Genomic DNA, 14,430 nt, shown 5'->3' with positions numbered 1-14,430 from the left:
CGATCTTCTCACAACGGTTTTTTATTGGCTGATTGATTTTTTAAACACTAGCCGTTTTTGTGTGCGGCTTTCATCATTGATTTCATAAAGGCAAGTTGTCGCCATCATCTAACAACTCTATGCCCTTTCGCTTACCGCGCAACTCACGACGATTTAATAATTTGTCTTGTGCGATTGTGGGTAAATCCGTAAAACGGATAACACCTTGCTCAACCAACAAACCCACAACGTCTTCCATTACACGCGCCATAGACTGGTCTGTTTGCTCCAACGCAATTTGTTCAGGCGACTTTTCACTCTGGATAAATTGCAGCAGCTCGGGCGAGTCATCGGCAAGGACTTCGCCAATATTGCCGTCTGCCACTTTACTGATGGCAATAATTTCACCAGTTGGATTACGTTTTACAAACATACAGCCCTCTACCAACAATCTTCTGTAAAAAAGTTCGCGTAAAAAATCCCACTGTCGTGCGGGATTTTTATTCGCAATAAACATTTTTTATTAATCAGTAATCAACTTATTATTGTTGAGTAGCTGGGTAATAATTTGTTGATCAGTTGTAGCGCCACTGTAAAGTGATTGCAGATTCACACCGCTCAATACAATTTGCTGTGTCTCTGCACCACTGGTGAAGCTTCCACCAACAGAATGGCTATCGGCCGCAAACCCACCTGTATGACTGATATGGATAATAGTATTGCCCCCTGATATTTCAAAGTGGAGATAGTTGGCCAAATTGCCCGCACCATTGGATGCCCCAACCGATTCGCCTTGCAACAAATCACGCAGATCCAATACATCACCACCAGCGGTATTACTGCCTGCTGCACTTGTTGAAAAATTTTGGATGGTATCGACCGCGGGCGTACCAGCTGCCCCCTGATCCCCCAGTGACCAGACAAAGACATCCACAAAGTTTTCACCGGCATCTCCACCAATAAGCGTGTCATTGCCTGAACCACCACTGATACGGTCAGACCCGGAGCCAGCATTGATGGTGTCATTACCACTACCACCAAAAAAGACATCCGAACCGGCCGCCGCACTCAGGTTGTCATCACCGGCACCGCCATAAACAACGTTGTTACCGCTGCTAGCGTTAATCGTATTATTGCCGTTACCACCCTGAATAAATTCATTGGCAGATGACCCTGTGTAATTACCAGATTCTGTGGTGGTGATATCTACTGTTGTGTAGGCTGCCTTCAATGTCACCACATTCGATACAGATGCTGTTGCACCACCGTTAATTTCGGTAGAGGTGACTTGCACAGTCAGATTAGTCGCAAGTGTTGTATAGCTGCCTGGCAGGTTTAATGTCAGGTTGGGCAGATCCGCTTCGGTAAATTGCCAGACGCCACCACCCAAATTGGTTCCTGCATTAAAACTCAGCCCTGTTGGCACATTGCTGACTTTAATTGAAAGGGTTTCTGAGCCATCGGTATCCACCAGCTTGGTGATAATCGGGAATTTCACACTGGTTCCACCGGTACCATGGGCAACTGCAACCAGTGATTTGGTAACAACCATGCTAGGTGTAGTTGCCGAGCCTACGGTGACATTCACGGTGGCAGTACTGGTTGCACCAAGAGCATCACGGACGGTGTAGGTAAAGCGGGCGGCACCTTCAAATCCAGTGACAGGCGTAAAGACTACATTTGAGCCTGATAAGCTAACGGTTCCATTAGTAGCCCCCTGGACACTGACGAGCGTCATCGCATCCCCATTAGCATCAGAATCGTTAGCAAGCAGAACAGAAGTGGGAATGCTGATGGCCGTATTCATTTTGGTCATACTGCTATCGTCACCGAGGGTAGGAGCCTGATTACTGCGTCCAACCAACAAGCTGACGGTTGCAGTATCAGAACCGCCGTGGCCATCGCTCAGGGTGTAAGTAAAACTGGCAGTGCCTACGTAGCCGCTGGTAGGGGTAAACATGACGTTTCCACCAACCAAACTCACTGTACCATTCACTGCTCCCTGCACACTTGAAATACTCAGAGTATCCAAATCCAGATCGCTATCGTTGGCAAGCAAGCTTGCAGCACTGATGGTATTTGCAACACCTTCAATCACCTTAAGAGAGCCATTGATAGAGGCAGGACCTGCACCTCTGAATCCAGTCAGGAAGTAATCACCTCCATCGCCAGATCCGTCGACCGTACTCAAAGCCTTGAATTTAATACTATTGAATACAACGTTACCGGTATTGATGCTAAAACTACCCTGTTCACTGCTTCCCAATAAGCGAAAGGTACTTGAGGCCACCAATACACCATCGAAGTACGCCTCCCATACACCCACTTCACCGCCGTTTTCTCCCGGAAACAGCCGGCTAACACTGAAATTGGCTTGATTGAGGTTGCCATTGAAGGTCATCACCAAAGCTTCAGATTTTCCTGTCGCAATATCGTATTCAATCTGATCCGGCACTAGAGAAGTGCCTCTTGGTGTTCCCTGAATACCAAGGGTATTGGCATTACCGTCTACGGTGCCTATGTAAAGAGATGCCGCTGTATTGTCGGCCTTGTAGCCTGAAAGGTTAACTGTCATCCCTTTACTGTCTACATTGGTCCACAAGTCCGATGCAGAGAAATCGCCGAATGCAACTGAATACGCTGATGAACCTGCAGGGTCGTCTACCGCATCGGGAGCTGTGTTGGATTTGGCAACAGTGACACTTACGGTGGCGGTCGAGCTTCCGCCCTTGCCGTCAATAACGGTATAAGTGAAGGATGCCGGGCCGTGATAACCCGCCGTTGGGGTGAATACCACGTTACCCCCTACCAGATTCACAGTGCCATTAACCGCCCCTTGTACGGAATCGATAGACAAAGTGTCGCCATCCAAATCGGTATCGTTTACCAACAATTGCGCGGGGGTAAGAGTCAGGACTGTATCTTGGTTGACGCTGGCTGTATCGGCCATCGCAACAGGACCATCGTTAGTACCTAGCACAGTGATGGTAACTGTCGTGCTGTTGCCATCCAGACTGGTGACAGAGAACGTGTCCTGCTTGATCTCACCTTCTTTCAGTGCCTGAACAGCAGGGTTGGTGTTATCAATGTTGTAAGTCCAATTGCCCGCCGCATCAATCGAGAAATGTCCGTAAGTGCCGGGGCTATTGGTTCTGGCATTAAATGAAGCTTCGCCTGCATCGGCATCGCTGATAGTCAGAGTGCCACTGGTCGTTGTTTGCGCCAGAGTATCCTCTTTCACACTACCGGTACCTGAGCCGATCAGGGCTGGGTCAGCCACAGGGTTGACGGTGATGCTTACTGTCGCAGGCGTGGCATCTTCTGACCCCTGATCATCCTTTGTGGCGTAACTGAAGCTGGTATTACCGTTCCAGTCAGCGGTTGGATTGAAATACACGGGGCCGGTTACCAGATCACCAATATTCACCAAGGTGGTCATAGCCGCATCGCTATACAGCAAACCATTGGCCGGAAGGGATTTGATGACATAGCCCGCAACGGTACCGTCGCTGTCGCTACCCGACAGGTTGACGGTAATGAGTGTGTCTTCATCGCCGGAAACTGTTAACGCATTGGTTTCAGGCAATACATTAGGTGCTGCAGTGACGGTGATATTGACCGTTGCAGAGCTGGTACCGCCATGTCCATCAGTGATGCTGTATGTAAACGAAGCAGGGCCTGTGTAGTTGTTGGCAGGAATGAAGTGCAACTTGCCACCGATATAAGCCAGGGAACCGTTAGTTACTGCACCGGCGGCGAACACTGTCAAAGTGTGGCCATCGATATCGGTGTCGTTTGCTGTCAGGTCTGAAAGGGTAATTTCCACCGCCACGTTTTGGGTGGTGGTTATGGAGTCATTATTGGCCACCGGCGCATCATTGACAGGGTCAATAGTGATATCGAGTGTGCTACTAAGGCCCGTATTGGTGGTGTAGGTAATCTGGGGAACCGGACCGTTGTAATTGGCTACTGGCGTAAAGGTAAAGGCACCACTCGCTTGCAAAGTCAGGCTGCCGATACCCGGCACACTGACCAGATCGCCAGCGCTATAGCCGGTGCCATTCATAACGAAGGTGACGACTTGCAGTGGGCTGTCTACGTCGGTGTCATTGGACAACACATTGCCACTGGCCACTGTGTCTTCATTGGCATTGACGACATCAGCCAGCAAAACACTAGGGTCATCCACGTTAGTCACAGTGATGTGAACCGTCGCTGTGGCAGTGTTGCCATGTCCATCATGAATGCTGTACTTGAATGACGCTGGGCCACTGTATTCAGCGTTAGGGGTAAAGGTCAGTTTGCCGCCCACATAGGACAAGGTGCCATTGACTACTGCACCCGCACTGAATGCTGCAATGGTATCGCCATCCGGGTCCGAATCGTTAAGCAGCCAATCAGCCAGATCGAACACAATGGGTGTATCTTCTGCCGTTGTGTAGAAATCATCAACCGCGATCGGCTTTTCATTCACCGGCGTGACATTGATGTTAACAGTCACGGTATTACCATCCACAGTACCGTCATTCACTTTGTAGGTGAAACTGTCGACCGTGGTTTCACTGCCATCGTGGATATAGCTGAAAGTACCGTTGGCGTTGAGTGTCAGGGTTCCGTGAGCTGGACCAGTAACCAATATAGCTGTTAACGGATTTCCGTCGGCATCTGTATCGTTTGCCAGCAGACTGGTAGCACCACCATCCAGACTCGTGGCAACACCGCCTTCAAACAAGGTAATAGAATCGGCCACTGCTACAGGTGCTGTATTGGCAGTCACCGTGACCGTCACATTGGCGGTGTCAGTGCCGCCATTGCCATCGTCGATGGTGTAGGTAAAGGTGTCAGTACCAACATAACCGGCATTCGGTGTGTAGATGGGATTGCCCGTCACCGCATCAATCACCACCGAACCATGAACACCTTGGGTAACGCCAGTCACTGAGAGGCTGTCGTTTTCCGGGTCGGTATCGTTTGCCTTCACAGCCACCGTTACCGAGGTGTCCTGACGTACTGACACGGCATCATCCACAGCAGTAGGCGCATCATTAATCGGGTTAACCACAATGCTTACAGTGATGTCTACCGAGCCACCCTTATCATCACGCACTGTGACGACAAAGCTGTCACTTCCGCTGTAGTCTTGGTTAGGGGTGTAGATAAAGTTACCAGTTGAAGGATTCATGATAACAGTGCCGTGGGCGTTGCCACCTTTCACCGAGTAATGCAGAGGGTCGCCGTCCGGATCGCTTGCACTGATGCTGCCACTGACCGAGGTGTTTTCGTCCATAGTCAAGTTGATGTCGGAAGATACCGGCGCATCATTATCAGGTGTCACATTAATGCTCGCAGTGACGGTATTACTATCACTGGTACCGTCATTCACTTTATAGGTGAAGCTGTCGGTTGTTGTTTCACTACCGTTATGAACATAAGTGAAAGTGCCGTCGGCATTGAGAGTCAATGTACCGTTAGATGGGCCAGTGACCAGGATTGCCGTTAATGGATCACTCTCTGCATCAGTGTCATTCAAGGTGATTTTATTGGCCGCGGTCACTGTGAGGGTGCCGCCTTCAGCAACAGTGAATGCATCGCCTACTGCAACCGGGGCCTGGTTAACGGGAATAACCGGATTCACACCAATCGTGACCGTACTGGTAGTAGTACCACCGTTACCGTCATTGATTGTCACCACAAAGCTGTCACCACCGGTGTAACCAGAATTCGGGGTATAGGTAAATGTGCCCGTTGCGGGGTTCAACACCACGGTGCCACTCGCCGGGTTGCCTGTGATGCTGTAAGACAAGGTATCGCCATCAGGATCATTCGCACTGATAGCGCCATTCACCGGTACGTCTTCATCGGTGGTCAAATTCAGGTTGCTTGACGTGGGAGCGCCATTTACCGGTGTCACACCGATAGACACGACACTAGTGGTAGTGCCGCCATTGCCATCGCTGATGGTAACCACAAAGCTGTCGCTGCCGTTGTAACCCGTATTCGGGGTGTAAGTGAAACTGCCTGTGGCAGGGTTCAGTGTGACGCTACCCTGTGATGGAGCACCGGAAACCGAGAAGGTCAGGCTGTCACCATCTACATCGGCGGCGCTGATGGAGCCCCCAATGGGCGTGTCTTCCGGGGTAGTCAGGTTAAGGTTGCTTGCGGTAGGCGCGTCATTCACCGGTGTTACGCCGATGTTGATACGGCTGGTTGTGGTGCCGCCATTGCCATCGCTAATGGTGACAACAAAGCTGTCGCTGCCGTTGTAATTCGGATTCGGGGTGTAGATGAATCCACCGGTGGCAGGGTTCAGGGTCACTGTACCGTTGGCTGGCTGGCCAGAAACCGTGTAGGCCAGGGTATCGCCATCGACATCACTGGCAGCCACTTGGCCGCTGATGGAAGTATCTTCCGGCGTTGTGAGGTTTTGGTCGCTGCTCACCGGCGCATCATTCACCGGGGTTACACCAATGTTGATGAGGCTGGTCGTGGTGCCGCCATTGCCATCGCTGATGGTGACCACAAAGCGGTCACTGCCGTTGTAGTTGGCGTTAGGGGTATAGGTAAACTCACCCGTTGCAGGGTTAAGCACGACAGTGCCGTTAGCAGGCTGACCAGAGACGCTATAAGCCAAGGTATCGCCATCAACATCGCTGGCAGTCACTTGACCATCAATCGGAGTATCTTCCGGTGTTGCCAGGTTTTGGTCGCTACTCACCGGGGCATCGTTGACAGGATTCACACCAATCCGCACTGTGCTGGTCGCAGTCCCACCATTGCCATCGCTGATGGTCACAACAAAACTATCGCTACCGTTAAAGTCGGGGTTGGGGGTGTACACAAACCCACCGGTTGCCGGATCAAGGGTCACAGTACCGCTGGTTGGTTGGCCAGATACAACATAGGTCAAGGTATCGCCTTCGATATCCTGCGCGACCACCTGACCATTCACCGGCGTGTCTTCATCGGTGGTGAGGTTGATGTCATTGGTGGTAGGCGCGTCATTCACTGGCGCAATCGTCAAACTGATTGTGGTAGTCGTTGCATTACCGCGACTGTCGGTCACTGTGACGACAAAACTGTCACTGCCGTTGTAGTTGGCATTGGGGGTGAATATAAATTGGCCGGTAGCAGCATCCAGCACCACAGTGCCATTAACCGGTGCGCTAGCCAGAGTGAAGGTGAGCGTATCGCCTTCCAGGTCCGAGGCGATAATCTGGCCGGCAATGGTTTCATCCTCATTACCAGACAAACTTTGATCGATGGCTTCGGGAGCGCGGTTGATGTAACCGCTGACACCCGCATCGTTTTCTCCGGCTCCGCCAGCGCCTGTCGAACTCACTTGATAATTGAATGCCAGAGAGTCCGTTGACTCCAGGGTGCGACTCAGGCGCACAAAGCTGTTGCCACCATCGGAACCGCCACCACCGCCGCTATTGCCTGCTGCAGTTTCTTCCAACTCTTCCAACAGGTCCCCGCCCTGCTCCAGAACCGTCAACGCCTCGTCTACGCTGGCACCATCCAACTCGGCCTCATCTGCCGTTGTCGCCGTGTCAGCGTTGAAGTCGCGACTCATGGCCACTTCCTGACCACCGTTGATGGCAACAGGCTCACCATTGCCAAAATCCAGTTGCACCTGGGCACCTTGGGCGGTGACCAGCACTTCATCATCATTCAGGACACTGCCCACAGACAAAGGGCGCAAGCTGCCATCAGGCGCTTTCGCCCAGGCTTGACCTTGAAGGAACGCAACGGTTGCAACGGCATTACTCATAGACTGACTCCGGGTCATATTGAATGTGAACCAACTCACATTGAGGGTATGTTGGGCAGTCTAGTAAGTGATGAAAATTACGCCATTGGACTAAAGGACAATAAGCAGATTATTTTTATCTACTTATAAGAATAACGACAAAAAAATGAAGGATTTTTCAAAAAAGGTTTTAAGTGACAGCCCGCCCCGACATGACCAACACCAGATGCAAACGATCACGCACATTGAGCTTCTCAAATGCAGAACCCAAATGAGCCTTCACTGTGCGCTCGGTGATATCCAGCTCGCGCGCGACTTCTTTATTAGTCTTGCCTGCCGCCACCCGCTCGGCGACCGCCAACTCACGGCTGGTCAGTTGGGTTAAATCGACCGGTTTGCCATTGACCGGCTTGGTCGCTGGCAAACTGCGCGCGGTTGCCAATACCAGCTGGCGCATCAAGTCCGCGCCCAACCACATACCACCTGCAGCGACGACTTGCGCAACCTGCTCCAGCACAGAAGCGGCCGCCAGATAATGCACATAACCGCTCGCGCCCGATTCCAATACGCTGCGCGCTTGCTCGCCCGATTCGATCTGGGTCATGGCGATGATTTTTTTTCCGTGCGCAGCGATAGATTGCAACGCACGCATATCGTCATCGTTGCGCACCAGCAGCCACACGCAATCGGCGTGCGTCAGAAGCGTTGCATCCTGTGCAAAAAACGCAGTGGGGAATGCCTGCCGCCAACGCGGTGATTGGATATCCGCAGGCGCAATAAACAAATGTTGGCTCATCGTTCAGTCATCGCATTTTGTTGTGCGCGCAACACGGGTTTTAACAAATACGCCAATACGGTTTTCTTGCCAGTAAGAATATCCACTTGCGTCATCATCCCCGGCATGATCGGCAGTGTTGGATCAAAACCGGCGCGTTCAGTGCGCACCCGCACAATATAAAACGTGCGGTCTTTTTCATCGGTGATGGTATCGGGGCTGATGTGCTCCACTTTTCCGCGCAAACCGCCATAAACAACAAAATCGTAGGCGGTAAATTTCACAATCGCCTCCTGCCCCGGGTGCAGGAATGCAATATCTTTGGGCGACACTTTCGCCTCCACCAATAAATCATCATCCAGCGGCACCATCTCAATCACTTCGTGCCCCGGTTGCACCACACCGCCTACCGTATTGGTAAACACACGTTGCACAGTACCGCGCACCGGTGAACGGATTTCGGCTAATTTAATTTTGTCGGCAAGGCCAGTACTGCTCTCCGTAAGCGCAGCGATTTTGCTCAACACATCCGATAATTCTGCACGCCATTTGTTATTCGCCTGCAATTCTGTCTCGCGCAATTTTCCTTGCGACTCTTCAATCGCCAATAACAAACGCGATTCTTGTGCAAGCGATTGCTCGCGCGCGCCCTTGGCATTCGCGACCTCACCTTCCAAGCGCAAAATTTCCACTTCCGAAATAGCACCGCTCGCCAACAAAGGTTTGGTGACATTTAACTCCTGGGTTGCCAACTCCAGCGCGCGCGTTGCCTGGGTTAATTTTGCACGGACTTCATTTAATTCTTCGGTACGCTGATCCAGCTGGCTGCGGGCGATACTTAATTGCTCGTCTAATTCCTTGCGGTTAAATTCATACTGATTACGTTCATGCAAAGCGATATCCGGCGCCTCGCTCGATAAATCGTCAGGCAAAGTGAATTCACTGTTGGAGGTCAATGCTTGCAAGCGTGCAGCGCGCGCCTGCAACGATAAATATTCCGCGCGATTTTCACGAAAGGTCGCAATAAACCGCGTGGGATCAATACGCAACAACAAGTCGCCCTTGTTGACTATTTGCCCTTCGCGCACCAACACCTCTTGCACAACACCGCCATCAAATGACTGGATCACTTGCAGTTGCGATGACGGAATTACTTTACCCTCACCGCGCGCCACTTCATCCAAAGGTGCAAACGCAGCCCACACTAACAATATAAAAATAATCAGCGCGATCATGCGCAACAACAAGCGCGCTTTAATCGGTTCTTGTTGCAAACGCGCCCAATCCGAATCGGTCACCCAATCTTTGGGTTGCTCATGCAATGGATCAAGCCAGCGCGCATACGCCTTATCAATCATACGGCTTGCAGGAATTCCCAATTTATCCAACCAGCGTCCGAGCTTTTCAAACCAGAGCTGGTCGCGCGTCATTTTTTTCTGCGCAGCGGTTTGTGCTGTGTTTGGTAGCTCATGCGGCATATTGGTCTGGCTCATCAAGAAGCCCTCCCAATCTGACCTTGGCGCAAGGCTTCCACAACCTGGTCTTTAGGCCCGTCTGCAACAATTTTGCCAGCATCAATCACAATAATGCGATTCACCAACTCCAACAGCGAGGTGCGATGTGTAATCACCAGCAAGGTTTTGTGCGCGGCAAAACGCATTAGATTGCGTTTGAATTCTTCTTCACTGGTGTGATCCATTGAACCGGTGGGCTCATCCAGCAAAAGAATAGAAGGATCATTTAACAACGCGCGCGCAATGCTGACCGACTGGCGTTGGCCGCCCGATAATAACTGCCCTTGCTCACCTACCGGCATCGCCAATCCCATCGGATGTTGGTTTACAAAATCCGTGAGCCCGCTCAAGCGCACCGCTTCCAAAATCATTTCATCCGTCGCGTGAGGCGAACCAAAGGCAATATTGTCACGCAGCGAACCAAAAAATAAATTCACATCTTGCGATACATAACCCATGTTGCGGCGCAGCTCCGCAGGGTCAAGTTGACGGATATCAATTCCATCCAGCAAGACGGTACCGGATGTTGATTCATACAAACCGGCGATTAATTTTTCGATAGTGGTTTTGCCGGAACCATTGCGGCCAAGAATCGCAACACGTTCACCGGGATTTAATTTGAACGATACATCGCGCAATACCTCGCGCTCATCTTGCGGATATTTAAACGCAACTTTTTTAAATTCAATACCGCCCTGTAAATGCGGGCGACTGATCCATTGTTTGTCCAGCGGGCGCTCCACTGGTTTTTCCATAATCTGTTCCAGTGCCGTCAGCGCCGTTGCAGCATTGTGATATTGCATTAACAAGCCGGCCGTTTGGCCTACTGGAGCCATCACGCGCGATGCCAGCATATAAGCTGCAATCAACCCGCCCTGACTCAGGTTGCCCTCAATAATTTGATACACGCCGACAATAATAATGACTACTGATACCGCTTGTTGGATCCACAAAGTGCTTGTGCCCACCGAGCCGGATAGCAAACGCATTTTGACACCCACGCGCGAAACCAACAGTGTGGTTTTTTCCCAAATGGATTGCATGCGCCCTTCTGCGCCTAATATTTTTACGGTTTCCAGCGCATGTAAACTTTCAACCAAAGTGGCATTGCGCTGCGCCGATGCCTGCATGGAATTTTCAGACAGCAAATGCATTTTGTGTTGCACGGCAGCGGTATAAATCATTACCAATGCAACACCAACCAATACCGGAAATACCAGCGGCCAGGAAATTAACAACACCACAATCAGGAACAACAACACAAAGGGCAAATCAACCAGCGCCAAAATGGTTGCCGATGAAATAAAACTTCGGATTGCTTCAAAGGATTGCAAACCCGCAGTGAAAGATCCAACCGATGCAGGCCGTTCAGAGAGTTTCATCCCCAACACCCGCTCCATAATAGACGCCGACAAGGTGACATCAACACGGCTTGCTGCAAGGTCTACAAACCAGGCACGCATCATGCGCAGCACAAAATCAGCGCTGATCGCAATCAACATCCCAATTGCCAGTACCCACAAGGTATCCGTCGCATGGTTGGGCACCACACGGTCATACACGTTCATCACAAACAGTGGCGATACCAACGCAAAAAAATTAATGAGCAATGCAGTAAGCAATACATCGCGATATAAATATTTATGCTCTGCAATCACGCCCCAAAACCAATGAGCATCACGATTTTTACTATTGGCTGTTTTGCCAATTTCTGCTGCGCGCAAATCGTAGCGCTCTTGTGGGCGCACATAAAATGCACGTCCAGTAAACTGTTCTTGTAATTGGTTTATGGGAATGTTGACTACTGCATCGCCCAATTCCGGATACAACACCCGGGCGCTATCGGACTCTAACGAGAGCAACACACACGCCTGATTATCTTGCAGCAATAATACGGCGGGAAATAATGCAGGGTTTAAGTGCAACAAATCGCGCTGCACAATATTACTGGCGAGCCCTGCACGTTTAGCAGCACGGGGAAAAAGCGATGGTGATAATTGCTGCGCATCCAACGGCAAACCTGCCAGCAATGATTCACGGGTACACACCAGCTGATGCGCGCGCGCAACCAGCAATAAACATTCAAGCAGTGGCCCACCACTATTGGCTACCGGAGAAACATCCGTGGTTGGTTGAACATCAAGGGTCATTGTCACTCCGGGTGCAGCAGGCAGGCGGTCAGGAAAAAAGCTTTTGTAATATAGTTGGCCATTAGGCCGCACGCAATTTTATTGCCAATATCCAGACATAAAAAAACGCATCAAATCTACCGGTTTGATGCGTTTCATTTTTAATACAAACCCTGTCCGTCGTTATTCGCGACGGGTGACAGTGACATCAACACGGCGGTTCGCCGCCTTACCTGCCACACTGGTGTTGTCGGCAACAGGGCGGGTAGAACCAAAACCATCGACTGTCATCGGGATAGATTCCAAACCATTCAGCACAAAATAATCACGCACACGTTGCGCGCGCGCTTTAGACAGCGGAATATTCAATGCATCGGTTCCGGTGTTATCGGTATGTCCGGCAATATTGATCTGTACTACATTGTCGGTCGCTTTAATATCGGCAACTAATTGATCCAATTTCTGCGCAGCACCTGCTTTTAATTCCGAGCTGCCCACATCAAATAAGGCATCGCCCGCGAGTGGTGTTACGGCGCTGATCAAATCATCACGGCCTAATGCGACAGGCGCATCATCCGGGCAAGCCGATGCCGAAATGTTCAACGTATCTTCTACTTTGGTGTCATGCAAAATACCCAAGCCATCGCGCACAATTCCCAACGCAGGCAACAGACTGCCCATCGCAGCCAAGGAACGGGCATAGGCTAATTCCAATTCACTGTTGGCAATAATTAACGCACGGCTTGCCTGGAAATATTCATTCTCGGCATCCAACAAATCAAGCAGGGTGCGCTGGCCAATATTAAATTGCTCTGCATAAGCCGTACGCACTTTATCGCTCGACATGCGGTGCTGTTGTAATGATGTTAATTGCTCACGAATACGCTGCGCATCGTTGTAAGCAATTTGTGTATTCTGGCGTAAATCCACGCAGGCTTGATCACGCAAATCTTTTGCCTGATTCACTTGCTCCAATGAACGGCGCACCGCTGCACGGTTAGCTCCACCACTGTAAAGGTTGTAAGTGATCGCAAGCTCTACGGCGCTTTCATCGCCGTAACTATCTGGGTCTGTGCGATTATCAAAACCATTTTGGTTGCGGCTGGTCACCTGACGCGCGCGCAATTCTGCTTTTGGATAATAACCAGAACGCTCTACTTTTACGGCGGCTTGCGCAACACTGATATTTTTTATCGCTGCATGAAAACCGGGGTTGCCTTGGTAAGCCAGAGTCAATGCGGTACGGATATTTTCCGGAAGTGTTTGCCGGGCTAAATCTACTTCCGCAAGATCGTCTGCCGGCAATTGGCCAACAACACGCAAATAACGCGCTGTGACATCATGCAAGTTGGATGCTTCGGTCAACAAGTTGGACTCCGCCAACGCCAAACGCCCAGCAGCTTGTTCCAGATCCACACGACGACCAACACCGGATTCAGCACGCTCCTGGATTTGATTAAATACTTCCTGATGCTTTGCGTAATTATTGCGCGCCAATTTCACCAACTCACGGTCGCGTTTGACATCTTCATAGGCGCGCACCGCTTCAAGCGCAGTGGTTTCAACCGTATTCAACAATTCGTAGTAGCGCACCAAACGCACGCCATCAAAACGAGCCACTTCACCCGATGTGCGAAAACCGGTAAACAGCATTTGGCTGAGAGTCACCTGAGCCTGATTATTGGTGTAACTCGCACGGCCATCGTAATCGCGATTGGATTTTCCCGTTGACGTGCCAACATCAACCGATGGCAAGTAGCCTGCCCGCGCAACGCGCACATCCTGGATGGCAGCACGGAATTCATGCCAGCTGGCTTGAACATCAGGGTTGGACTCTATCGCTTGCAATGCTGCATCTTTTACTGTGTTTGCGGCTTGTTGGGCTTGCGCTGCAACCTGACCCGATAACGCACAAATAGACACCAGCACCACAGAATGGATGACCAGAGAGATACGGCCTGATAAAGAAGCTGTCATGTAATGTTTTCCACATTGAGCTGCACAGGGCAACCGCTATAAATGAAATAAGACAAAACGCGACGGGAAAAAACAGGAAGAAAATACGCAGGAGGCAAAACAATCCCTATCGAAGCCTACCAATGCACTTCCGGTCGTTAACCCGCTGCTTTGGTAAAATCTTTTGATAGCTACAAGGCGATATCGCTTAACTGATAAGACCTGACGATGCATGTTTTTAATATTACGCACCTTTTAATAGCGTAATGGTAATGGCGTAATGGCACAAAAAACATCCAAAGCTAGCTTTTAATCATAACTTACTGA

The 14,430-nt window shown here is 50.5% G+C and carries 6 protein-coding genes; all 6 read right to left on the bottom strand.

Annotation, left to right across the window (positions count from 1 at the left end; translation table 11 throughout):
* Window positions 1–82 precede the first annotated feature (82 nt).
* The 6 genes from VC28_RS01560 to VC28_RS01535 all read right to left on the bottom strand — a co-directional run bounded on the left by VC28_RS01560 (window position 83) and on the right by VC28_RS01535 (window position 14,124).
* Window positions 83–412 (bottom strand): hypothetical protein, encoded by a 330-nt coding sequence (locus tag VC28_RS01560; protein ID WP_049632078.1) that lies wholly within the window; start codon window positions 410–412, stop codon window positions 83–85.
* A 90-nt stretch (window positions 413–502) separates the two neighbouring features.
* Entirely contained in the window at window positions 503–7,750 is a 7,248-nt protein-coding gene (locus VC28_RS19675) for a retention module-containing protein (RefSeq protein ID WP_049629110.1), read from the bottom strand.
* A gap of 169 nt (window positions 7,751–7,919) precedes the next feature.
* The gene (locus tag VC28_RS01550) at window positions 7,920–8,525 is read right to left on the bottom strand and encodes a response regulator transcription factor (RefSeq protein WP_049629109.1); all 606 of its coding nucleotides are present in this window, start codon (window positions 8,523–8,525) and stop codon (window positions 7,920–7,922) included.
* Window positions 8,522–9,997 (bottom strand): HlyD family type I secretion periplasmic adaptor subunit, encoded by a 1,476-nt coding sequence (locus VC28_RS01545; RefSeq protein WP_231591615.1) that lies wholly within the window; start codon window positions 9,995–9,997, stop codon window positions 8,522–8,524. Before VC28_RS01545 ends, VC28_RS01550 begins: the two co-directional genes overlap by 4 nt.
* Window positions 9,997–12,168: a type I secretion system permease/ATPase gene (locus VC28_RS01540; RefSeq protein ID WP_049629108.1), complete on the bottom strand. Its 2,172-nt coding sequence runs from the start codon at window positions 12,166–12,168 to the stop codon at window positions 9,997–9,999. Before VC28_RS01540 ends, VC28_RS01545 begins: the two co-directional genes overlap by 1 nt.
* Before the next feature lie 162 nt (window positions 12,169–12,330).
* Window positions 12,331–14,124, bottom strand: coding sequence for a TolC family outer membrane protein (locus tag VC28_RS01535; RefSeq protein WP_231591614.1), 1,794 nt, complete (start codon window positions 14,122–14,124; stop codon window positions 12,331–12,333).
* Window positions 14,125–14,430: the final 306 nt, after the last annotated feature.

Source organism: Cellvibrio sp. pealriver (assembly GCF_001183545.1).
Taxonomy (GTDB): Bacteria; Pseudomonadota; Gammaproteobacteria; order Pseudomonadales; family Cellvibrionaceae; genus Cellvibrio.
This window is presented reverse-complemented; position numbering and strand designations above follow the sequence as displayed.

What these genes read in the sequence shown, in the direction of transcription:
- VC28_RS01560 (WP_049632078.1), bottom strand. Translation starts at nt 412, where the DNA reads ATGTTTGTAAAACGTAATCCAACTGGTGAAATTATTGCCATCAGTAAA.
- VC28_RS19675 (WP_049629110.1), bottom strand. Translation starts at nt 7,750, where the DNA reads ATGAGTAATGCCGTTGCAACCGTTGCGTTCCTTCAAGGTCAAGCCTGG.
- VC28_RS01550 (WP_049629109.1), bottom strand. Translation starts at nt 8,525, where the DNA reads ATGAGCCAACATTTGTTTATTGCGCCTGCGGATATCCAATCACCGCGT.
- VC28_RS01545 (WP_231591615.1), bottom strand. Translation starts at nt 9,997, where the DNA reads ATGAGCCAGACCAATATGCCGCATGAGCTACCAAACACAGCACAAACC.
- VC28_RS01540 (WP_049629108.1), bottom strand. Translation starts at nt 12,168, where the DNA reads ATGACCCTTGATGTTCAACCAACCACGGATGTTTCTCCGGTAGCCAAT.
- VC28_RS01535 (WP_231591614.1), bottom strand. Translation starts at nt 14,124, where the DNA reads ATGACAGCTTCTTTATCAGGCCGTATCTCTCTGGTCATCCATTCTGTG.